This window comes from Paenibacillus sp. FSL K6-0276, from assembly GCF_037977235.1.
In the GTDB taxonomy this organism is placed as follows: Bacteria; Bacillota; Bacilli; order Paenibacillales; family Paenibacillaceae; genus Paenibacillus_AQ.
Window position 1 is genome coordinate 879,066 of the sequence record NZ_CP150276.1, and the last position, 23,973, is coordinate 903,038.

18 protein-coding genes, 1 pseudogene and 1 riboswitch are annotated in these 23,973 nt (G+C 48.2%); of the genes and pseudogenes, 18 read left to right on the plus strand and 1 reads right to left on the minus strand.

Annotated features, from left to right (window positions below; translation table 11 throughout):
- Positions 1–123 precede the first annotated feature (123 nt).
- The 18 genes from MHH52_RS03850 (at position 124) to MHH52_RS03935 (ending at position 21,851) form a co-directional block, all read left to right on the plus strand.
- Positions 124–1,830, plus strand: a complete 1,707-nt coding sequence (locus MHH52_RS03850) for a trehalase family glycosidase (protein WP_340006757.1) — start codon at positions 124–126, stop codon at positions 1,828–1,830.
- Between the two features lie 139 nt (positions 1,831–1,969).
- Positions 1,970–3,718: a sensor histidine kinase gene (locus MHH52_RS03855; protein WP_340006758.1), complete on the plus strand. Its 1,749-nt coding sequence runs from the start codon at positions 1,970–1,972 to the stop codon at positions 3,716–3,718.
- Positions 3,696–4,916 carry a response regulator gene (locus MHH52_RS03860; RefSeq protein ID WP_340006759.1) on the plus strand — a complete coding sequence of 407 codons (1,221 nt, stop codon included), beginning with the start codon at positions 3,696–3,698 and terminating at the stop codon, positions 4,914–4,916. The genes MHH52_RS03855 and MHH52_RS03860 overlap by 23 nt, the downstream gene beginning before the upstream one ends.
- 115 nt (positions 4,917–5,031) lie before the next feature.
- Entirely contained in the window at positions 5,032–6,297 is a 1,266-nt protein-coding gene (locus MHH52_RS03865; protein WP_340006761.1) for a sugar ABC transporter substrate-binding protein, read from the plus strand.
- 26 nt (positions 6,298–6,323) lie between these two features.
- Complete coding sequence (locus MHH52_RS03870; RefSeq protein WP_313637054.1) at positions 6,324–7,313, plus strand: sugar ABC transporter permease; 990 nt, start codon at positions 6,324–6,326, stop codon at positions 7,311–7,313.
- On the plus strand, positions 7,310–8,122 hold the full coding sequence (locus MHH52_RS03875) for a carbohydrate ABC transporter permease (protein ID WP_313637053.1): 813 nt from the start codon (positions 7,310–7,312) through the stop codon (positions 8,120–8,122). Before MHH52_RS03870 ends, MHH52_RS03875 begins: the two co-directional genes overlap by 4 nt.
- A 114-nt stretch (positions 8,123–8,236) precedes the next feature.
- Positions 8,237–11,392, plus strand: a complete 3,156-nt coding sequence (locus MHH52_RS03880) for a glycoside hydrolase family 2 TIM barrel-domain containing protein (protein WP_340006764.1) — start codon at positions 8,237–8,239, stop codon at positions 11,390–11,392.
- Positions 11,393–11,406: 14 nt separating this feature from the next.
- Positions 11,407–12,189 (plus strand): SDR family NAD(P)-dependent oxidoreductase, encoded by a 783-nt coding sequence (locus MHH52_RS03885; protein WP_313637050.1) that lies wholly within the window; start codon positions 11,407–11,409, stop codon positions 12,187–12,189.
- Positions 12,190–12,243: 54 nt separating this feature from the next.
- A complete protein-coding gene (gcvPA, locus tag MHH52_RS03890; RefSeq protein ID WP_313637049.1) occupies positions 12,244–13,647 on the plus strand; it encodes an aminomethyl-transferring glycine dehydrogenase subunit GcvPA in 1,404 nt (467 codons plus the stop codon).
- A 23-nt stretch (positions 13,648–13,670) separates the two neighbouring features.
- Entirely contained in the window at positions 13,671–15,230 is a 1,560-nt protein-coding gene (gene gcvPB, locus MHH52_RS03895) for an aminomethyl-transferring glycine dehydrogenase subunit GcvPB (protein WP_313637048.1), read from the plus strand.
- Between the two features lie 200 nt (positions 15,231–15,430).
- Positions 15,431–16,666, plus strand: coding sequence for an MFS transporter (locus tag MHH52_RS03900; protein ID WP_340006766.1), 1,236 nt, complete (start codon positions 15,431–15,433; stop codon positions 16,664–16,666).
- A gap of 228 nt (positions 16,667–16,894) precedes the next feature.
- Positions 16,895–17,239, plus strand: coding sequence for a YojF family protein (locus tag MHH52_RS03905; RefSeq protein WP_313637046.1), 345 nt, complete (start codon positions 16,895–16,897; stop codon positions 17,237–17,239).
- A gap of 23 nt (positions 17,240–17,262) precedes the next feature.
- The gene (gene bshB2 / locus MHH52_RS03910) at positions 17,263–17,916 is read left to right on the plus strand and encodes a bacillithiol biosynthesis deacetylase BshB2 (protein ID WP_340006768.1); all 654 of its coding nucleotides are present in this window, start codon (positions 17,263–17,265) and stop codon (positions 17,914–17,916) included.
- Between the two features lie 177 nt (positions 17,917–18,093).
- Positions 18,094–18,744 carry a hypothetical protein gene (locus MHH52_RS03915; protein WP_340006770.1) on the plus strand — a complete coding sequence of 217 codons (651 nt, stop codon included), beginning with the start codon at positions 18,094–18,096 and terminating at the stop codon, positions 18,742–18,744.
- 12 nt (positions 18,745–18,756) lie between these two features.
- Positions 18,757–20,130 (plus strand): hypothetical protein, encoded by a 1,374-nt coding sequence (locus MHH52_RS03920; RefSeq protein WP_340006772.1) that lies wholly within the window; start codon positions 18,757–18,759, stop codon positions 20,128–20,130.
- A gap of 79 nt (positions 20,131–20,209) precedes the next feature.
- Positions 20,210–20,866 (plus strand): SprT family zinc-dependent metalloprotease, encoded by a 657-nt coding sequence (locus MHH52_RS03925; protein ID WP_313637042.1) that lies wholly within the window; start codon positions 20,210–20,212, stop codon positions 20,864–20,866.
- A 106-nt stretch (positions 20,867–20,972) separates the two neighbouring features.
- Entirely contained in the window at positions 20,973–21,533 is a 561-nt protein-coding gene (locus MHH52_RS03930) for a hypothetical protein (protein ID WP_340006774.1), read from the plus strand.
- Between the two features lie 24 nt (positions 21,534–21,557).
- A complete protein-coding gene (locus tag MHH52_RS03935; RefSeq protein WP_340006775.1) occupies positions 21,558–21,851 on the plus strand; it encodes a transposase in 294 nt (97 codons plus the stop codon).
- 63 nt (positions 21,852–21,914) lie between these two features.
- On the opposite strand, the pseudogene MHH52_RS03940 reads toward MHH52_RS03935, so the two are convergent.
- A pseudogene (locus tag MHH52_RS03940) lies at positions 21,915–23,362 on the minus strand (cellulase family glycosylhydrolase); the annotation flags it as partial.
- 379 nt (positions 23,363–23,741) lie between these two features.
- Positions 23,742–23,943: riboswitch (cobalamin riboswitch) on the plus strand.
- The last annotated feature ends 30 nt before the right edge of the window (positions 23,944–23,973 follow it).

The window sequence follows — 23,973 nt, forward strand, 5'->3', positions numbered from 1 at the left end:
GTCTGCGTTAGACTTCTCACTCCAACAATATGACTCCCCATCGCTAACACCTGTCTGTTCCGCATATCTAACGCCTTGGATAAAATGAAAGCGCATACTTCCCTTGGAAAGGAGTCCAACGATATGAACTTTAATCTTAACACGGTACCCTTCAGCCGAAGAGGCACCTTTCTCGCTATTTCTGAACTACCTGAATCGGATGTTAGGGTGGAGGGAATTTACTTACGGACCGTGCGTGGTGGGGATGACAAATTTGGTGAGGCTTTTCAAATTGAACTGCTGGACGAGAGCAATAAGTATATCCCGTACGAGGCCAAGGCCGGGCCTACTCTGCTTCGTTTAAATACGGATACCGAAAACATCTATGCGGAGATCTGTATTACAGATGGCCACACGGTCCGGTTCAAGAGCAAAGGATGTGGCATCCGCCTCACCTTCCGTACATCCGCCTACGATTATGCTTATGAACACAGCGCAGGCAGTTGGGAAGTAAACAGCTTCACCCATGAATGCCGGTTCATGCTCACCCGGTTAACCGGGGCTCTCCGGATGGAGGTGCCTTGGGACAAAATCAAGAGTTCTCGCATTGTGGCGGAGTTCATCCCTGAAATTGGTACGGAAATTGCCGAGTTCGCGGTGGAGGAATTCCGCACGGTGTGGGAACGGCGTGATGACTGGACGCCATGGGAGGAAGCGGTACTAGAGGTGCAAGAGGAATATAACCAGTGGCTGGGTGCCAGCTTGACCGTTCCCGAACGCTGGCAGGACGGCCGTGAACTGGCGGCTTATATTACCTGGTCCTGTTTGGTTCCCGCAGAAGGATGCCTGACCCGGCCAGCTATGTATATGTCGAAGAACTGGATGACGAATATTTGGAGCTGGGATCACTGCTTCAATGCGATGGCACTGGTTAGGCATAATCCAAAGCTGGCCTGGGATCAGTTTATGATCTTCTTCGACCGCCAGGATGAGAGCGGCCTAATTCCGGACTTTATCAACGACAAGTATGAGCTCTGGAACTGCAACAAGCCGCCTATTCATGGCTGGACACTGGCCTGGATGATGCAGCGGACGGATTATATTAAGGAGTCCCACCTTCGTGAAGTGTATGGACCCTTGAGCAAGTGGACGAACTGGTGGTTCCATTACCGGGATAACGACAGGGACGGTATACCACAGTACAATCATGGAAACGATTCGGGTTGGGACAACAGTACAGCCTTTAATAACGGGATTCCGGTGGAGAGTCCGGATCTGGCGGCATTTTTGATCCTGCAAATCGAACTGCTTGCCGAAATTGCTGGGCTTCTGGGGCTTACCGACGAAAGCACCGCATGGAGAAGATTAGGCGAGGAGACCTTGGAGAAAATGCTGCGTCATTTCTGGAAGGATGGAAGGTTCACAGCTTGCCGTTCCGGAACTCACGAAGTATCCGACGGCGATAGCCTGCTGCTCTTCGTGCCCATTCTGCTCGGCAAGCGGCTGCCGGAGCCCATCCTGCGCTCACTGCTGGACGGCCTGCGGGATGAGAGCCGCTTCTTGACGCCGAACGGCTGGGCTACAGAGAGCGTGAAGAGCCCTTACTACACGCCGGATGGCTATTGGCGGGGCCCAATATGGGCACCATCAACCATGCTGCTTGTGGAAGGCGTGGCCGCGGCGGGGGATATCGAACTGGCAAGCGAGGTAGCCCGCCGATTCTGCGAAATGCTGAACAAGAGTGGCATGGCCGAGAACTTCGATGCCCTGACGGGTCAAGGTCTTCGTGACAGGGCATTCACCTGGACCTCAAGTGTCTTCTTAATACTGGGGCACGAGTATACAACCTAAAAACATACGGGCACTTCCTCCTGGTCAAGACCGGCGTGAGGGGAAGTGCTTTCCCATTTTTCGAGATATTCCCGAGTGTGCCAGTCCATGCTACACTTCAAGTATAAAAATGCAATATATAAAGCGGGGATGAGAAGTTATGTTGAGTCATTTCTTTAAGAAGTTATATCATCGCTTCTCTATTCGCTCTTATTTCAGCATCCGGACTAAGCTACTCTTTTGCTTTCTCATTGTCGCGATTATTCCGCTGTTGTCACTGGGAGCCTTGAACTATTATCAATCAGCCATAGTCATCAACTCCCAATTCGGGAAATACGGGGAGAACACCGTGGCACAACTTGATCAGCAGATCAGTTCCGCCTTGAACCGGATGAATCAGACGACAGGAACGATCTATTCTTATCTTCTTGATCCTGCGCGGGGGGGACTAGGCGACCACGTTCCGACCACGTATCAGGAGATTATGGATAAAGATGACTTCGAGGCGCTGCTTAAATCCCTTAAGACGGATCTGACGAGAGGTATTTATCTGATTACCCGCTCTGGTTATTACTATGGGGAGAATAATCTGGATGTCAGTAAGCTTAGCGATATTCCCGCCTGGCGGTCCATTACCCGTTCATCCAAAGGTCCCTATTGGCTGGGCTTCTATCCTATGAGTCATGGCATGGGAGATTCGGTTACCGGGGAACCTATACTGGGGCTCGCCGTACGGATTAATAATCCGGCTGGAACCCAGCATGGAAGCACTATCTTAATTGAAGAGAATGCGCAGGTTCTTCTACATATGTTCCATATGTTTGAGGAGGATATCAAAGCGCATTTGACGATAACTGATTCCCAAGAGCGGCCTATTTACCAGTCAGAAGCACCGTTCACCCCAAACGACAGTGACGTAGTGTGGAACAGGACCCTGGCAGCCAACGGATGGAAGATTGAAGCGAGAGTGCCGTCCAAAGACTTCTATTTTTCCTCGAGCCTTATCCGCTCCAACACGGTACTTGTAGCCATTGTTTCTTGTCTGCTTGCCTTTGGGCTAGCTTATATATTCTCATCGAAATTCACAGCTCGAATCCGCAGGCTTAAAGACTCGATGCAGAAGGTCAGCTTTGGCAAGCTACATACGAGGACCCTGGTGGAAGGCAAAGATGAACTCGGAAGCCTGGATACCAGCTTCAACCGCATGGTGGGGGGGATTCAATCCCTTGTCCAGGAAGTGGAGCAGAGTGAGCGGCTGAAGAAGGAGGCCGAGCTCAAGGCATTCCACTACCAAATTAATCCACACCTGCTCTTCAATACGCTGAATTCCATCCAGTGGAAGGCAAGGCTCCAAGGGGCGGAGGATATCCGCCAGATGCTCTATCATCTGACGATGGTACTTGAAGGTAATCTGGATATCTCCCAGGAGTTGATCACTCTGGGCCGTGAACTCCGCATGATTGAGCATTTTCTGAAAATCCAGGTGATTCGTTATGGATCCGCGTTCAGCTATGAACAGACCTGCAGCGAAGAACTCAAGCCGTATCTGATTCCCCGTATGACCCTTCAGCCGCTCTTTGAGAACATCTTTTTTCATGGATTTGAAGACGGGAAGGGGAACATTTCGTTAAATGTGAGGGAGGAAGGTGAGCATCTGTTGCTAACATTGACTGATGACGGTGCAGGGATTACGGAAGAGAAGCTAAGGACGCTTATGCTTGCAAAGCCGGAAGGTAAACCGCAGGGACGCGGAGGGCTCGGCGTACAGAACGCCAACCAGAAGTTCAAGCTGCATTTCGGACAGCAGTATGGTTTGACGGTTCAATCCACGAAAGGTGAAGGCACCACTATCGTAATTCGGTGGCCCAAGAAGGAGGAGAGTCCATATGGAGACAACCAAGACCATTAAAGTGTTAATTGCAGATGATGAGAGTATCGTGCGCAAAGGGCTTCGCTCCACAATACCTTGGCATAAGTATGGGATGGAAGTGGTGGCGGATGCGCCGAACGGCCTTAAAGCCTGGGAGGCCTATCAGATTCATCTACCCCAAATAGTGATTACCGATATCGTCATGCCAGAGATGAATGGGATTGAGCTGTTACGCAAAGTTAAAGAAGTCGATAAGGACACCCGGATTATTCTGTTGAGCTGTCACCGTGACTTCGAATTCGCCCAGCAGGGAATCAAGCTTGGCGCTTCAGGATATCTGCTTAAGACGGCCTTTGAAGATGAAGAACTCGAAGGAATGCTGGAGATATTCCAGAGGGAGCTGACATCCCCTGCTCTCGTAGCGGATGCTGAAACAAGCGAAATCTATGGAGAACGGCTGGGCTCTCTCTTGTTTGCCTGGCTTAGTGGACACAGTAGCAAATTTGTTGACGAAATGGATAAGCTTATTGGGGAGAAGCTGCCGCCGAACAGGGAACCCTTGTATATTTATCTGGTCAAGACCTACGGATGTGGTCGTACCTATCTGGATCTTGCCAAGGTTAAAGAGGATGAGAATAGCCGGATGCCCCACAGCGCATCTGTTATCATCCCTTACGGTGAGGACCTTTGCTACTGGATTGTACCTGGTGACGAGCTGGAGACTGCGGGAAGCCTGCTTGTTCAGATGAAAAGCCAAACCGAGAAGCTGAAGTGGGCCAAGAGAGGACCGCTGCGCAACGCTGAAGATTTAAGCAAGGCCTTCATGGCGCTTCAAAAAGAAGCGGAAGTTGAGAAGCTGCATGGTATTTCGTCTCAGGACTGGCCTGAACCGATCTGGAAGGCCGTGAAGCTTCTGCACGAGAATCCTGGGGCGGACTGGTCGGTTAGCGAATTGGCGGGCCAGGTAGGGCTCAGCCGAAGCCATTTCTCGATCCTGTTTAAGAAGACGGTGGGCGACAGCTTTGTGGCTTTCCAATATATACGTAAGCTTAAGCTGGCCAAGGAATTGCTACGGGATACGCAGTTGACGATGCAGGATATTGCGGAGCGGACGGGGCTCGGGGACAGTAAATATTTCAGTAAATGGTTCAAGCGCTGCACGGGTCAGACGCCTAGTCATTACCGCATACAACAAAAAGACGCCGAGACCCGAACAGATGGACACCCCGGCCTATAAATCGAACAAAAGTACACAAACATTCGAATAGATATCGGTTTTGAACCGCTTTCATAAAAGTTAAGATGAAAGCGGTTCAATTATTATAACCTCATTTAAAGGGGAGGCTGCCACAGTGAAAAAGAAAATTTCTCTTATTGTACTTGCCACAACGTTAATGGCAACTATGGTCACGGCTTGCGGGGGGAACAGTGAAAGCTCATCACCCTCAGGCGCTGCGGGCTCAGGGGAGACGAAGACGCTTCGTTTTGCGACATGGGATACCGGAGACACGCTCAAGATTGAGCAAGACATCGCCAAGAAATTTGAAGCAGCCCATCCGGGCACGAAGGTTCAGGTAGAGGCTTATGCAGACGGTTTTGATCAGAAGCTTGCCGCCGGATTCGGGGCGACCAATCCGCCTGATGTGATGTATATGTGGGATTTTCCAACCTATCATCAATCTCTGGAACCTCTGGACAGCTATTCAAGCAAAGATAAAGACTTGAACATTGAAGATTTCTATCCGGGATTGTTCAATTATGGAAAAATTGACGGCAAGCTTTATGGCATTCCGGCAGGGTTCACCACACGCGTGGTCTACTACAACAAGAAGTTGTTCGATGAGGCAAAGATACCTTACCCGAAGGATGGATGGACATGGAAGGAGTTCCAGGACATCGCGGCCAAGCTCAGCGATAAATCGAAGAAGCAGTACGGGTTCGGGGTTCGCGCAGAGAACGATACGTATGACCTACAGAGCTTCGTATGGAGCAACGGAAGCTCATTCATCTCTGATGACGGCAAAACGATTGAAGGATTTATGAACAGCAAAGAGACAGCTGAGTCCATCCAGATGCTCGGCGACATGGTTAAGAACGGTTCGGCTGTGCTGACCGGAGGCAAAGGCCAGCAGAGCGGAGATGACATTTTTAAAGCAGGTAAAATCGCTATGTGGGAGAGCGGTATCTGGCCGCTGGAATCGTTCAAGACGGCAGGCATAAATGTAGGTACAGTCGAAATCCCGGCCTTCCCGGGCAAACCAGTCAAAGGGGTGCTTGCGGAGTCCGCCTTGTCCATCGCCAAGGATTCGAAGCAGAAAGATCTGGCCTGGGAATTCGTGAAATTCTATGTGTCCAATGATTCGATCAAGATGCGTGTGGCGGATCTGCCTGTAAGGGTCAGTGTCGTAAACGAGCTGAAGAAAGATCAGGACCCGCTATATAAACCTTATTACACGATGCTGGAGCGTTCCAGCAACACACCGGCGTTCCTGCTCAATCCGAAATGGAATGAAGTGAACCGCCAGCTCTCTGCGGCGGTGGAAGCGGTTATGCACGGCGAAAATGCCCAGGAAGTGCTGAATCAGGCTGTTAAAGATAGTGAACGTTATTTGAAATAACACATTTACAGAAAGAAGGTTAAGAGATGGCTCAGACCTTTCTGCATCAAGCAGGGGAACCTATAGCCCAGCTCAAGCCTACACGAAAACGTAGATGGGGTGGGGTTGTTCCCTACCTCTTCATTTTTCCCTGGATCTTCGGATTCCTCGTGTTCACCTTGGGGCCTTTGTTATTTTCCCTTATCATCTCTTTTTTCGATTGGCCGATTGTCGGCGAAGTACGCTTTATCGGGTTTGGCAATTATGCGGATATGTTTACGGATGACCCGTTGTTCTGGACCTCACTCGGGGTCACCCTCAAATTTGCGGCTCTGTTCGTTCCATTGAACATCATTGTGGCGCTTGGGCTTGCGATTCTCCTGAATCAGAAGACACGGGGCAGTGCCATATTCCGAACCGCCTTTTATATTCCCTCCGTTATATCAGGCGTCGCTCTGGCTATGATCTGGTCTTGGGTATACAGCGGTGATTATGGGATTCTGAATTACTTCCTGTCCCTGATCGGCATTCAGGGCCCTGATTGGCTCAACGATAAGCAGTGGTCATTAGTAGCGATGGTGTTCGCAAGTCTCTGGGGACAAGGCTCGATGATGCTGATCTTTTTGGCTGGTCTCAAAGGGATTCCGAAAGATCTTTATGAATCCGCTTCCATTGATGGGGCAAGCAAGATCAGACAATTCTTCAGTGTGACGATTCCGATGATCACGCCGACGATTTTATTCAACTTGATTACTTCCATCATTGCAGCCTTCCAGCAGCTGACCCTGGCTTTATTGCTGACCGGAGGCGGTCCAATGAAAGCAACTTATTTCTATGCCATGTACATGTATGAGAATGCGTTTAAGTATTTCAAAATGGGGTATTCGGCAGCTAACGCCTGGTTCATGTTCCTGATCGTGCTCAGCTTGACCTTCATTGTGTTCAAATCATCGGAAGCCTGGGTGTTCTACGAAGGTGAAATGAAGAAGAATCCTCAGGAGAAGCTGAAGGCTCAAGGAAGGAGACGTTCTTTGTGAAGAAAATACTCGTATACGTGCTGCTGCTCTTTTTTTCACTGTTGTTCATAGCCCCGCTGTTCTGGGCGGTTACGACTGCACTTAAGTCACAGTCCGAGCTTTATCTTTTTCCACCAAAATGGATTCCTTCTGTATGGAAGTTCAGCAATTTTGCAGAGGCATGGAACATTCAACCCTTCAATATGTTTCTGAAAAACACACTGATTATTACCATCCTGTCGACGTTCGGTCAACTGATTTCATGCACGCTCGTTGCCTATGGATTCGCCAGATTTCAGTTCAAGGGCAGGGACTTTTTGTTCCTGGTTGTGCTCGCAACGATGATGATTCCCTGGGAAGTCACTATGATCCCGCAGTATATGCTGTTCAACTTTCTGGGATGGATTAATACGCTCAAATCCCTTATTGTACCGTCTTTCTTCGGGTCGGCCTATTTCATTTTCCTGCTGCGGCAGTTCATTCTCACCATCCCGCGTGAGCTGGACGAAGCAGCTACAATCGACGGAGCCAATAAGCTAACCGTATTGACGAGGATTATTGTCCCGCTGATGGGGCCTTCGCTGATCCTGGTCGCTGTGTTCCAGGTTATGGGATGTTGGAACGATTATCTCGGGCCGCTCATTTTCCTTAACGACCAGGCGAAATACACATTGACCCTGGGGCTCTCACAGTTCAAAGGGATGTACGGTGTGGATATGCAGTCTATTATGGCGATTACTGTTCTGATCTCGATCCCGCCGCTGGCAATCTTCTTTTTCGCTCAGCGCTATATCGTTGGAGGCATTGCGACTACGGGCATTAAAGGTTAGTTGCCGTTACGGTTACGGGAAGTTAATAGAGAATGGGAAATTTGACAAGGAACAGAGAACAGAACTGAACAGATAGCACAGAGCAGAGTAGAGAAAAGAGAGGAGAAATGAACCATGACACAGCAAACTATCGGGAGGGATTGGGATGATCTTGGCGTCCTTCAGCGGGGGCGGGCCAAAAGCCGGGCCTACTTCATCCCCTATTCTGACTGGTCAGGGGCACTAACTTACAATAGGGGAAGCTCACCCTGGTTCAAATCCTTAAATGGTATGTGGAAGTTCAACTATGCAAAGGGGCCAAAGTGGGCTCCGGATCACTTCTACGAGGAGGAGTATGATACTTCCGGCTGGGATGAGATTCAGGTACCGGGGCACTGGCAGCTACAAGGTTACGGAACTCCGCATTATACGGACTTATATTATCCGTTCCCGGCAGACCCCCCGCATGTGCCTGACGAGAATCCGACAGGCAGTTATGTGAGAGCGTTCATGTTGCCCGAATTCTGGAACGGGCGGAATGTCGCCATTAAGTTCGACGGGGTGGATAGTGCGTTTCATATCTGGGTGAACGGCAAATCGGTCGGCTACAGTCAGGGCAGCCGCCTGACCTCAGAATTCGATCTCACTCCTTATGTGAAACCGGGCCACAATACCTTAGCCGTTAGAGTGTACCAATGGTCGGACGGCAGTTATCTGGAAGATCAGGATATGTGGTGGATGAGTGGGATTTTTAGAGATGTGTATCTGCTCTCCGAGCCGTCTTCGCTCCGCATTGCCGATTATCGGATTATAACGGAACTGGATGAATTATGCCGTGATGGGATCTTGTCCGTTCAAGTGAATATACAAGGGGAAGCTGCTGTACAGGGCCGTCTGCGGCTTGAGCTGCTTAAACGGAGTGGTGAATCTGTTGCATGGGCTGAGGATCGGGTTACTGCAGGAAAAAATGTGCAGCTTGTAATGCCGGTAGGTCATCCGGAACTGTGGAGTGCGGAATCCCCCAATTTATATCATCTGCTGATCACTTTGCGGGATGAAAGTGGAGAGACGGTAGAGATGACGGCCCAGCGGGTTGGATTCCGCACAGTTGAGGTGCGCGGCGGACAATTTCTGGTGAACGGAAAGGCGATTCAGCTCAAGGGTGTCAACCGTCATGATCATCACCCTGATACAGGTCGCACAGTCACTGTATCCACCATGCTACAGGATATCAAGATGATGAAGCAGCACAATATCAACGCCGTAAGAACCGCCCACTATCCGAATGATCCTCGGTTCTATGATCTGTGTGATGAGTACGGCTTATATGTTATGGAAGAGACCGATCTGGAGACACACGGGTTCGAGCTGCTTGGCAACATTTCCAGACTCAGTGACGATCCCGCCTGGCAGGAAGCCTATGTGGAGCGCGTTCAGCGGATGGTTGAGCGCGACAAGAATCATCCTTCCGTGATCTTCTGGTCGCTTGGGAATGAGTCCGGCTTCGGCTGCAATTTCCGAGCGATGGCGCAGTGGTGCAGAGAAGCTGACCCGACACGACTTATTCATTACGAAGAAGATCGCGAAGCTGAAGTCTGTGATGTGGTAAGCACGATGTACTCCTCCGTTGAGAAAATGGAAGGTTTCGGTCAGTTGACTGACCATCCGAAGCCGCATATTCTGTGTGAATTCGCGCATGCCATGGGCAACGGACCCGGTGGATTAAGACCTTATTTTGATACTTTTGACAAGTACGATAGACTGCAGGGCGGTTTTGTGTGGGAATGGATTGACCACGGGCTGAGCTGGCAGACGGGAGACGGGAAGGCTGATTACGCTTATGGTGGGGACTTCGGGGATGTGCCGAATAACAGCAACTTTGTCATCGATGGTCTGGTTCGGCCGGATCGGACACCATCACCGGGACTCCTTGAGTACAAGAAAATTATCGAGCCGGTTCGGGTCGAGTATATAAGCAGGAATAAGGTAAATGTGATTAACCGGTATGATTTCCTGACACTGGATCACCTTCATGCTGACTGGAGCATCACCATGGATGGACGTACCGTTCAAAGCGGAGTTCTTGCACTGCCAGAGATTGAAGCGGGCGGACAGGCAGAAGTGGAGATTCCTTATGACCACAGTCTTGATGCTCTCCTTCGCAGTGAGGATGCGGAACAGTGGCTGAACATCTGCTTTTCGATCGCCGCTGACTGTCTTTGGGCGGAGCAGGGTCATGAAGTGGCTTGGGCTCAGTTTCTAATGCAGGATGAGTTGGAGAATCGTGTTGGCGATAGTCATACAGGGCATTCAGATGCCCCCTCCAATGCTGCTATCCGGATGGGAAGTCAACAGATCTGGCAGAATCTTCACTGCACAGAAGCCGCTGGGCAGATCATTCTCGCAAATGATGACTTCCGTATGACCTTTGACACGCGGAGCGGGCGAATCGGTTCGCTTCGTCTGAATGGCAAGGAACTAATGAAAGCCGGACCGCGCCTGAATTTCTGGCGTGCGCCGATCGACAATGACATGTATGTGCTACCGGACTGGCGCAAAGCGCACCTGGACCGGCTAACAGAACGCGTTGATGAGGTTAGCTGGACCCGGCTTGACGAAGGGACCATCTGCATTACTGTAAGCTCAAGGATTGCTCCGCCAGTCTTTGATTGGGGGTTCCGGTGTGTAACTACCTATACCGTAACCAGCATAGGGCAAATCACTATGGATGTGCAGGGCACACCGGAGGGAAAACCGCCAGAAATGCTGCCTAAGATTGGACTCCAGATGGAGATTCCTGGCGACCTGGATCGGGTGAAATGGTATGGCCGGGGTCCCGGTGAGAATTATTCGGACAGCAAAGAGGCATGCCGTGTTGGAGTGTATACAGCTTCAATTGATGGACTATTCACTCCATATATATATCCGCAGGAGAATGGGAACCGGATGGATGTTAGATGGATATCCGTCACAGACGCATCCGGACTTGGTCTACTTGCTGCGGGTATTCCGACTCTTGAATTCAGTGCGCACCGTTATACGGACAAGGATCTTGAAGAGGCAAAACATGCAAGCGAGCTTGTTCCGCGTGACTTCGTCACGCTGAATCTGGATTACCGGCAGAATGGGCTGGGTAGCAACACTTGTGGACCTGCCCAGATGCCGGATCATAAGGTAACATCGGAAGCTTTTACATTTCGTATTCTGCTCGCTCCGTTTCTATCAGAAGATACAACGCCGGAGTGGCTTGGTAGACAAATGCTGTTCGGGTTACCACAACCACAACAATGAGAGGAGGGGGCAGCATGCTCCACACACAGGATGTACTCAATTTAAGCGGAAAGATAGCTGTAGTTACCGGAGGTGCTTCAGGTATTGGCCTTGCTACGGCCGGACTGCTTGCAGATTTCGGAGCACATGTGGTTGTGCTGGACATCAATGTAAGGCAAGGGGAGCAGGCTGTTCATGAGATTAAAGGGCGGGGAGGGGAAGCAAGCTTCCACCGCTGCGATGTCTCCTCTTCGGAGGACTGCAAGCGTGCCGCTTCAGAGATTGAGAACGCGCACGGCAAAGTCGATATTCTGTTCAACAATGCGGGGATTATCCGCCGCAAGACCGTTGTCGAGCTTGAGGAAGCCGACTGGGATCTGGTGATGGATGTATCACTTAAGGGAGTCTATCTACTCTCCAAATATATGATCCCGGTGATGGAGCGCGGAGGCGGTGGCAGCATCATTAATACCGGCTCCGGCTGGGGCCTTAAAGGCGGAGACCGCGCCGCTTCCTACTGTGCAGCCAAAGCTGGTGTGGTCAACCTCACCCGGGCTATGGCCATTGATCACGGCCCCGCGAACATTCGCGTGAACTGCGTGTCCCCGGGCGACACGGATACGCCGCTTCTGCGCGATGAAGCCAAGCAGCTTCAGCAGGACGAAGCTGCCTTCCTGGTGGCCTCGGCGGGGGGGCGTCCACTGGAGCGGCTGGGTACACCACGTGATATCGCGAATGCAGTGCTGTTTCTGGCCAGCGATCTGTCTTCCTGGATCACCGGAAGTGTAATTGTTGTGGACGGTGGAGGCATTGCCTAACGACTAAAGAAATGAACACTTTAAATCAACTTTTTAAGGACGGAGGCGTTAACCTTGTCTGAACACAGAACTTATGCCCATCCCTATATCCCGAACACAGTACCGGAAGTCCGGGAGGCCATGCTGAAGGAAATCGGCCTGAGCTCCATCGACCAGCTGCATGATGCGATTCCGGACAGTCTGAAGCTCAAGCGGGAGATGAATCTTCCTCCAGCTATGAATGAATATGAACTTCGTCGGCATATCGAGGCTCTGCTTGCGAAGAACAAGCATGGCGCCGATTATATCAACTTCCTCGGAGCGGGCTGCTGGCAGCATTTCGTTCCGGCTGTATGCGATGAAATTAATCAGCGCTCGGAGTTCGTGACGGCTTATGCAGGAGAGCCTTACGAAGACCACGGCCGATTTCAGTCCTTGTTTGAGTATCAGAGCCTGATGGCCGAACTCGTCGATATGGACGTAGTTAACGTTCCTACCTTCGACTGGGCACAGGCGGCCTCTACGGCTATCCGAATGGCAGGTCGGATTACAGGCCGCAGGATTGCGCTGCTCTCCAGATCTGTCGATCCGGATAAAGCCAAGATCATAACCAATTACTGTACACCTGTAATGGAAATTAGGTATGTGGAGATTGATCCGATGACAGGAAAGATAGATCTGGATGATCTGCAGGGCAAGCTTGAGGAAGGAACGGCGGCGTTCTACTTCGAGAATCCGGGTTACCTCGGAGTTATTGAGGATCAAGGCGCTGAAATATCTGAGCTTGTGCATGCGGTGAACGCTATCTCTATTGTGGGCGTTGATCCGATCTCCCTTGGCGTACTGGAACCACCAAGCCGTTACGGCGCTGATATTGTCTGTGGGGATTTACAGCCGCTAGGCATGCATATGAACTATGGTGGGGGTCAAGCTGGATTCATCGCTACCCGGGATGAAGAGACTTATGTGATGGAATATCCGTCCCGCCTGTTCGGTATTATTCCTACAGAAGTGGAAGGCGAGTATGGCTTCGGCGATGTGGCCTATGAGCGTACGTCCTTTGCCCTCCGGGAGAATGGGAAGGAGTCGGTAGGAACACAGACAGCACTGTGGGGAATTACCGCCGGAGTCTATCTATCCCTGCTTGGACCAGCGGGTATGCAGGAAGTAGGGGAGACCATTATGCAGAAATCCCAATATGCGGCGGATAAGCTGTGTGCCATTCCGGGGGTCTCTTTGCGATTCAAAGATACAGTCTTTTTCAAAGAATTTGTCTTGGATTTCAACGAGACCGGAATGTCTGTTACTGAGATTAACAAGTGTCTTTTGGAAGAAGGGATTTTCGGAGGAAAAGATCTGTCGTCTGCTTATCCCCAGTGGGGACAATGTGCTCTTTATTGCGTAACTGAAATTCATATGCAGTCAGATCTGAACCGGCTTGCGTCAGCTATCGAGAGCATTGTCTGCAAGGATCAATAATACAGAAGAGTAGGAGGAAAGCCATGAAACGGATTCGTAGAGACCACAAGGTGCGCCGCTTTCACCAAGCCAAATGGGATGAACCGGTGATCTTCGAGCTTCACCGGTCGGGTGAGCGCGGGGTAATCCCGCCAGGCACCGAGGCTGGAATTGCCGAGGCTGTCGGCCAAGGCTCAGCCCGAATTCCATCAGCCATGCGGCGAAAAGAAGCGCCGGCGCTTCCCGAGATCGGTCAGGCCAAAGTTCTTAGGCATTATTTAAGACTCTCCCAAGAGACTTTGGGTTCGGATCTTAACGTAGAGATCGGACAGGGGACGTGTACGATGAAGTATATTCCCCGTATCAATGAAATGCTTATACGTACCCCAAATCTGATGGAGCTGCATCCACTGCAGGATGCCGGATCCGTTCAGGGCATCCTGGAAATCTACTATAAGCTGGACCAGGCGATGCGTGAAATATCAGGGATGGACGCCTTCTCGTTCCAGCCGAGCAGTGGCACCCAGGCCTTGCTGGCCATGGCTTCCATTGTCCGCGCATATCACGATTCACGTGGTGAGGGAGACCAACGGGATGAGATCATTACGACCATCTTCTCACATCCGTCCCAAGCGGCGACCGCAGCGGTTAAGGGATATAAGATCATTACACTGCATCCTGACGAAGATGGATTCCCTGATCTGGAGAAGCTGAAGAATGCCGTCTCCAAACGCACGGCGGGTTTCGTCGTGGCCAACCCAGAAGATACAGGCATATACAACCATCGTATCCGCGAGTTCACGGACGTGGTTCATGAAGCAGGAGGAATCTGCTTCTACGATCAGGCAAACGCGAATGGGCTGCTCGGCATCACCCGAGCCAAAGAAGCCGGGTTTGACATGTGTTTCTTCAACCTGCATAAGACCTTTGCCGCACCTCACATGTGCGGAGGGCCGGCTACAGGCGCTCTTGGGGTAACAGATTCCCTTAAGCGTTTCCTGCCGGGACCGCTTGTTGACTGGGACGGCAGCCGTTATGTCCTTGTAGAGCAAAGCGACGACAGCATCGGCAAAGTCCGCAGCTTCCACGGCGTGGCCCAGACTGTGCTTCGCTCCTATGCCTGGATTATGAGCCTGGGGCCGGATGGCCTTAAGAATGTGGCCCAGATCGCTGTACTGAATAACAACTACCTGTATCACAAAATTCTGCAAATCCGCGGAGCCAGCGCTCCTTACATCAAAGGTCGGCGTCTTGAACAGGTAAGGTACAGTTGGAAGCAGCTTGCGGATGAGACTGGGGTAACGACAGAAGACATCACCCGCCGGATGTGTGATTTCGGCCTGCATTATTGGACATCCCATCATCCGTACATCGTTCCGCAGCCGTTCACCCTGGAGCCGACTGAATCTTATTCGAAGGAAGATCTTGACGAATATATCGAGGCGCTGACCCATATTTCGAATGAAGCTTACACGCAGCCGGATATCGTTAAATTAGCTCCACATAGCAGTACCGTTCACAGGAATGTGGAATCTTCTCTTGATGATCCCGCACAATGGTGTATCACGTGGCGGGCTTACCTAAAGAAGACACAGCCGGTATAGGGCTTGGCCCCTACATTTAAAATATAAGAAAGTATATCTTTCATCATACTTTGCTTATATTTCTCGTAGAAACGGATGCCGTCCATTGAAGGACGGCGCAGTCGTTTCTTCTTGTTAAAAATACATTTGAAAGTAGAGGGGCTCCGTTCGTTTGGAGCCCTTCCTATTTGACTGTCTCACCAAGGAAAGGGGTTATGGGTATGTCTGGGTATATGAGGAACTTGCTGCGCCTGTCCGTCGGCGTCCGCCGGTTTCTTATGACCGAAGCCATGTATGGCATCGGCATCGGTATGTATTCGCTAGTTCTTAATTTGCATTTGCTGTCCAAAGGAATGAAGGAGGATGAAATCGGGCTGCTCATGTCCATAGGTATACTGATCATGGGGGCATTGGCTATTCCTGTATCCATATCGGCAAACCGTATAGGTCGTAAAAAGCTGCTGGTATCCGGCATCATGTTTATAGCGGCAGGAAGTGCACTTTATGCGATTGGCAATCATTCCGGCATATTCTATTTGGCTCAAACTTTGGTCTCGATTGGCCTTACTCTTGTGGAGACGACTGAGGTGCAGTTGCTATTCCACTATTGTGCCTCGCGCAAGGAAGAAGCAAGTGCCTTCTCCCTGATGTTTGCCGTGTTTACGGCATTTACCGGGGCAGGAACCCTGGCAGCCGGATACTTGCCGAATTTGGCTGATAGCGGGGAAGGCTACGGGCTTACGCTACTGCTTGCTGCACTGGTTTTCGTAGTTCACAGTATGATTAGAGGACTCTGGCTTCCCTCTGAGGGTAGGGAAAGAGAAACGGTTGGAACATCCGGAGATTTGGAAGTGAGCCACGAAGTCTCTGGCTTGAGGAAAAAGCTGCCTTCCGGCACACTCTGGTTGTTCTCGGTATTCATGGCCCTACTCGGAGGAGCGATAGCCATTACCGGGTCATTTCTTAATGTAATTGTGAAGTACAGACTGAACTGGATGGATGACAAAGTGTCAATTCTGCTGGCGGTAAGCGGAGCTATTTTGTTTGCAGCTTCTTTAATGACGCCTTACGTATTAGAACGTTTCGGCCATAATGTGGCCATCGTATCTGTCTTTTTGGTTAACATACTCGTGTTCGCCTCTTTATCCTGGGCCATGCCGGTCTGGATGTTCACAATTGTGTTTCTGGTTCGCGGGGGAGGGCTTACGATGCTTTCTAATCTGCTGGACAGCCAGTTGATGTCTGCCTTTAAGGAGCGGGAGAGGAATCTCTACGCAGGGATGAGATCCGTATTTCGGAGCCTCGGATCATCCGGTGCCGCTCTGCTTACGGGATGGATTTTGATCGGACAGGATTACGAGCTGCCCTTTTTTCTGACATCGGTAGTATTGCTTCTCTGTCTGCTTTATTACATTTGGTTCATACGCCCAATTCTGGATAAAAGGCTGGAAGAATGAATCGCTGAGTACAACGTTCATAAGAATAATTCAATTCTTGACAGCAGCATGAATTACGACAGTCGAGGGAAATTGAAGCTTAGAATGTACCGCATCCATTTGAATTACATAGCTTTGCAGGTTATACTTTATGAGCTACCAAGCTTATCATTTAATAGATCCGTCCTTAATAAGGCATGGATCTTATTTTTCGTATGAATATATTCATTCAGATATGGAGGCGTAACCTTGCAGCTAATCAATCAATCAGAAATACAAGATAGGATCGACCAGCTTAAAGATCAGGATCTGTATATCCATCTTGAGATGACGACGGGAGCATACGCTGCCCATTTCGATAGTTCTAAGCACCCAGCTGCTACTTTCATTACCAATGCTGTGATCCGATATTCTCATGGATCGATTTCCGGTAACGGACCTTATCGAGTCGGCTTGAAAATGTCGCAGGGTTGGGTGTACTCTGAAGGGCTAACTCACTATGAAGAGAGTGAGACAGACCGATTGATTCTGGCCGGGCATGACAGCCAAGGCAAACTGGTCGTATCCTTACAATTAAGCCGGGAGCCGTTCTAATGGTAGAGGAGATGAGGAGTTCAGTGGAAAGACATATTCTAGTTATATTACCGCATCCGGATGACGAGGCCTTCGGTATATCTGGAACGCTAGCTAAACATGTGCAAAACGGCACCCAAGTCACTTACGCTTGTCTGACACTTGGGGAGATGGGCCGAAATATGGGCGTCCCGCCATTTGCGAATCGGGTAACCCTCCCAGAAATACGTAAGAAGGAACTGGAAGCTTCCTGCCAAGCCATTGGAATACAGGATTTAAGGATGCTTGGTTTCCACGATAAGACGATTGAATTTGAGGATCAAGTGCTATTGGATGGAAAAATTGATGCTCTTCTAAAAGAGCTTAATCCCTCGCTGATCATTACGTTCTATCCGGGGTACAGCGTTCATCCTGATCATGATGCTACCGGAGCTGCGGTGATTCGAACCGTTGCAAGACTGCCTAAGGAGGACAGACCTCCTGTTCACTGTATAGCTTTCGCCAATAATATTGAAGAGATTGGGGAGGCAAAGGTTATCAATGATGTGAGAGATTTCCTGAAGCAAAAGATGGCGTCCATTCAGGCGCATAAATCCCAATTCCAAGCGGCTGAGTTATTAGGAAGCAACCCGTTAGAGGATAAAGAAATCCAAGATCGTTTTGGAACAGAACATTTCTGGATCTATCCATTTGAATGATATTCGTCTAAGTCCGAGCATATACGCTCGGACTTTTTCTTTGTAGCTCCCTGCTGTGGGTATGCTTTAGTTTTCCAATATAAGGAATGAATATCTGTATCTTTTATTCAAATATATGGTAAGGTTTAGGAAGTTGCTCAACCAAACCGGTTTCGTGAGACCAGGAGGTGTATTCGTATGAGACAATCATACTTCATTCTCATTTGCGGAATAGTCGTTCTTGCCCTGCTATCTACTTCATGTAGCAAGGACAGACCCAAATATGCTGAGCTGTTCGCACAGGTGGAAGAGCACAGGGCTGTGTTCATGCAGCCGCGCGAAGAAGGGCTTGCTGCTCTTGGGATTGCGGATGCGGTGGGTGAATATGATACAACTTTGGGTAAAATGATGCAGGATGATATCCTAACCGTCAATCAAATGGAGTTTAAGCAACAGATTGTGGTAGATGTTGCGACCAATAAAATCATTGGTTACAGAATAGGAACCGTTTTTCCCAGATCGGAAAGCGGCTATCAAAATGCGAGAGAACTGGTGCGCGCTTTTCTGGAGCATTACAAACCTGTGGAAGATGAAGAGGCTGAAAAAGTCGAGAAATCAGTCCAAACGATTGACAGGATGGCTCTTCCGCTAAAGCCATTAACAGGCTCTATCGAAGAATCATGGTCATACGGCAAGGGCGAGGATAAATTGTATATAACCTACAGGATGTCGAACAGTTTTCAAAGTGATGATGAATTGCCGTTGAACTTTTATTTCAGCTATGAGGGTAAGTATGATATTTCTATACGCATTAATCCCCTTCTTTATACTATTGTTCGGACTAAATAATTGGAGGATCAAATGAAAAAGCACGACAAAATCATATCCTTTATCTTCATGCTATTTATGACGGTGACGGTTATTTACTGGGCAATTTCGACCCATAGTTGGACTGTGATGGGCACCCTTGCTTCCTTGATCTGTTTTGTACTTTTTGTATTATTGGGGCTACGCACTATACCTGTCTTGTCAGACTTTATGCTGTCGAATACAGCAGAGAAGGTAATTCAGGAGAGGAATGAGAGGGATAGAAAGCGGACTTGGCTTTATATTATCGGCTGGATATTGGCGAGTCGTATCCTTCTTATGCTCATTGGTTATGCATTTTTGATTATACAGAATGGTTATTCAGGGGGTCTGTTTAGCAAAATAGCCGAGACCTGGCATATATTCGGGATCGATGCTTCACATTATTTGGGTATTGCTGAGAACTGGTACCTGACGGAGGGAGATCCGAAGTACCATATTGTGTTTTTTCCTTTTCTCCCAAATCTAATCAAAGTAGTTCATGTATTCGTAGGGAATTATCTTGTCGCTGGATTCATCGTTTCCAATATCTCTTCAATTGTCGCTGCCTTGGTCGCTTATGAGCTTGCTGCACTAGATATGCATCGGAAGAATGCCATGCGAGTCGTGAAGTATATTTTCATTTTCCCTGCCGCGTTCTTTTTCTTCATTCCGATGACTGAATCTCTATTCCTGGCTTTATCTTTGATGTGTTTATATTTTGTGAGAAAAAAAGAATGGTTCATCGGATGCTTATGCGGTGCACTCGCAGCGTTTACTCGTTCTCCAGGAGTGCTTCTTATTGTGCCGGTTGCAATTGAATTTGGACGTGATCTGATAGGGAACTATAAATTACTAGATAAAAAAGCGTTTATACATAGAATCACCACCGCCTTTGGCTGTCTCGCTATCATATCGATGGGTCTGCTGGCTTATCTTTATATCAATTACTACGTTACGGGAAATGCGTTTCAGTTCAGTATTTACCAGAGGGAGCATTGGTCTCAGCGGTTTTATCTCTTTTTTGATACGGTAAGATATCAGATGGAATATGCTGTGGGCACCTTTAAGAGTGGAGATAGTCGTTCTTTCCTCGGCATATGGCTACCCAATTTAATCGCTATATTCACAGCACTAATTATCATGTTCATGGGTGCGAAAAAGTTAAGGCCTTCATACACCGCCTATTTCATCGTGTATTTTGCGTTCGTAGTGGGTGCTACTTGGCTGCTGTCAGCCCCGCGTTATTTGCTTGTTTCATTTCCACTAGCTTTTGCTGCTGTCGCGCTCACTGAAGAGAAGTCAAAGGATGTTGCGCTTACTGTAGTGTCAGTTGTGGGGAGTCTTCTGTACCTAGCTATGTTTGTAGCGGGATATCCAGTGTATTGATGAATCATGTTAAAATAGGAGGACGTCTAAACGCGTTCTTCTTTTTTTTGCGAAAAACCTTATAGAAACGATGGTGGATATGAAGATTGATTACGACAATCAGGTGATCGAGTTTAATGTTCAATATGGAAATGGCAAGAAAATCTCCATTCATATAGATTCGTCAGGGCGCATAACGCTCAAAGTTCCCAAGAAAACAAGTGAAGAGACGATTAAAAGCGTGGTAGAACGTAATGGGAAACTAATAGTGGAGAAGCTGAACAGCATTGCGGCAGTGGCAGCGGAAAGCCCTAAGACTGGAGAGTATGAAGATGAAGGTAAGTTCCTGTATCTAGGTAAATATTATGCTCTGCAAGAGCTAATAGAGACAGGAGATTTGAATGAAGAAGAGCTTAAACTTAAGCTGAAGAAATTCTATTTCTCGAGTTGTAAGAAGATTGTAGGTGAGAGGATTAATAGATATCAGACACAGCTTAGAGTAAAGCCAAAGACCATTGACATTGTTGAGTCTAGAACCAAGTGGGGAAGCTGTAGCTCGGATAAAAAGCTAACCTTTAACTATCGCCTAGCGATGGCTCCTGTGGAGGTTATCGATTATGTGATCATCCATGAACTATGCCATTTGCTTCATATGAATCATGATCGCTCCTTTTGGCGTCGGGTTGGAAGCCTCATGCCGGATTATAAGGAGAAGGAAGAGTATTTAGCTAGATACGGGCGTGCTATGACGCTGTGATAATATGGTGTAATTCAGATGGCCCATTTTCTGGTGAATAAAAGGAAGGTAAGAGGTAAAACTATTTTCACTAATAGAACTGGAAAAAATTTAACTGCGGAGGTAAATGATGACACGGAATAAAGGAAATACACAACGCCAGATTCGAGCTTCAATTCTTTGTCTGATCTGTGCATGCACTGTCCTATTAAGTGGCTGTTCTAAAGCTGCCAATGAAACCACACAAGTAACCACTCCAAAGCCTACAACAGAAGCGACTGCACCTGCGGCTACGAACAATGCAACAGAACAACCCAATACCTCGTCCGGTACAAATACAGAGGGAATTCCGGCGGGTGTTAGCGTTCAGAGAGTGATTAAGGATGTCACGTTAAAGGATGGCTATCATAAAAAGATTGAGCTGCTGACAGACGGTGGCAAGCGGGTCACCATTACGGATCCGAGTCAAAAGATTGTTTTGCATCAGATTGAATATGATGGGAAGATTAGTGCAGTTAATGGTAAACAGGTTACGGTTAAAGTCGAAGGTGGGGGAGAGCAGACCATAACCATTTCCGATCATGTAGTGATCGAAGATGAGGACAAGCTTGGGTTGATGCCAGGTGTTGAAATCGAGTGGGCAGTGAATGCCGAAGGTCAAATCGAAAGTGTTGAACTGGAGGATTAAAGAGATACCGAGGTGGCTGGCTAGATGAAATTTCTAATCGTATTTGGTAGTATAGTGGTTCCCATCGCCATGCTAATGATACAACGGAAATGGATAAAGTGGCGTATTGTTTTCAATGTAGCTTCTGTGTTGTCTACGCTTATTTTAGGCAATATTTCTGCCCTAGCCATATATGAAATATTAAGAGACAACACGGTATTTATGACCTCGATCCATGCGATTTTTCTGAACCCAATGTTCCTTATTACAGGGGCCTACCTTGGAGTATATCTGGTCTATCGATTGATGTTGATCACGTATGAAGAAGTTTATATATGATTTAATTAAAAATAGGAGTGTCCCCGTGAAGGGAAACTCCTATTTCTGTTAAACAGCGGAAGGCTAAGAAGACTTTCCTACAACACTGGTTCCACTCTTCGTGATTTTGTACGTAATAACGTCGCCATTCCAGAAGTGGAATTTAAGACTCACTTCACCGTCTTTTACATCTTTAAAGAACGCTGGAAGCAGCTTGATTTCTTTCGTGTTATAAGATGGTGAGAAGGTATTGCCGAACTCCTTGAATGGAGTCCAGTCTTGAGGGCCTGCATTTCCTCCAGCGCTATATACAGCCTTCATCGTGGCAAGCTGGCTACCATTAAAGGTAGTCGGAATAGCAAACGATTCGGTCGTCCCTTTAGCATTGCTTAATTTGGTAGTGTCATTCACGATGACCTTTAGTCTCCATGCAACACCTTTGTTGAATTTCAGCGTTAACACGGCATTTTCACCTTATTTTTGAGAAGCTGTGAGTTTTTTGAGTTGGCTGGCTTTGAGTGTGAGCTCCTCGCCATTCAAGGTGTAATCTTTGCCCTTGGTTAAATATTTCCCATTTACACTAATCGTGGTTAGCTTATTGCCGTTTAGGTTCAGCTTCACCTTGGTGTCTTTGATCGTTGCACCTTTTTTTAGATAGACCAGATCGCTTTCGGTGCTGGAGGAACGTTCCTTCAGACCAGACATTAATACGTTGTGCAGCTCGGAATCGGACCACTTATACGTTTTGCGGTTGAAATGCTGCCCGTTATCCCAGAGCATGGAGGTCATTTTCTTTTCTTTTAAATAATAGGTCAGATACTCGAAGAATTTCAGCTTCTCGCCTTGTTCAATCACACCTGTGTCTTTATCGAATCCAAGCAGTCCGAACTCACCGACGATGACAGGGATTCCTTTGGCTACGAATGTGTTGTAAACGTTATCAAAAGTTTGGGTGATATCGTTTTTTATATCTTTTTCAAATGTGGTGTAGCCAGCGATATTCACACTAAACGGCCAGAAGCCATAATAGTGAACGGTCGCGATAATATTCGGGTCGTTTAGAGCTGTGATCGTCTTGTAGAGCTGATCCATTCTAGGCTGCGTAGGAGAAGTCTCTAATGAAGGTAGAACTAGTGGGCGTACCGCATTCTTCCCACCGGAGTTCCGAACGATCTGATGGAAGGAGGTGTTGAGCTCAGTAAGCATTTGCTCCATCTTCGCTTCATCTGTGAAGCGGGGTTCATTGATGCTTTCGAACATCAGCTTATCGGATTTATCCTTGAAGCGGTCCGCAATTTGAGTCCATGCTGCATTATAACGCGCCAGCGTCTCATCATGCTTCTCTTCCATATGGCTTACCCATAACCAGGAGTCGTGATGGACATTGATCATGACATAAAGCTTGGCGTCCAGCCGACAACTTCTTCGACACGGTCGAGGTAAGCTTTTTCTATGGTGTAGTTCGGTGCTTCGCCTATGTGTGAATCCCAATTGATCGGAATTCGGATGCTTTTGTAGCCTTGTGCGGATAAGAAAGATTTCTGGATTCGAGTAGTCATTGAATTCTCCTTTGTAAGATAATTTTTGAGGATGCTTAAATCTGGCCTTGCCTCAGTACTTAGTGGTTAGATGAAAACGAACACCTCCATTATTTTTTTGTTAACGCTTACCAAATACCCTAACATAGAACATTTCTAGTGAGTGCCTTACTAATTTGTGGTAAATTCATATATGAATTAGTGATTTCCATTTATCTTAATGTGATGGAGGATGGTTTTGAGCTGAGAGAAAAAGAGTATATTGTGGTTAAAATGATCTGATATTCAATAGGATTATCGCCAACTACTTGTTATATAAAAAACAAATATTACATGACAAATGCATACATATTAGATATGATGGAGCATGGAAAATTTAATATTAGCAATAGGTGCCAATTATGAATGTTTCGGAAATACAATCATAGATTGGTTAAATGGAAAGCGGGTGTGAATCCCGCGCGGTCCCGCCGCTGTGAAAGAGGAGTCCTTGCAAGGTACCACTGGGAAACTGGGAAGGTAGCAAGGGTGATGATACTTGAGCCAGAATATCTGCCTATTTCTGTTACACCATCAAACTCTACGAGCGATAGAGAGGTGCTTGA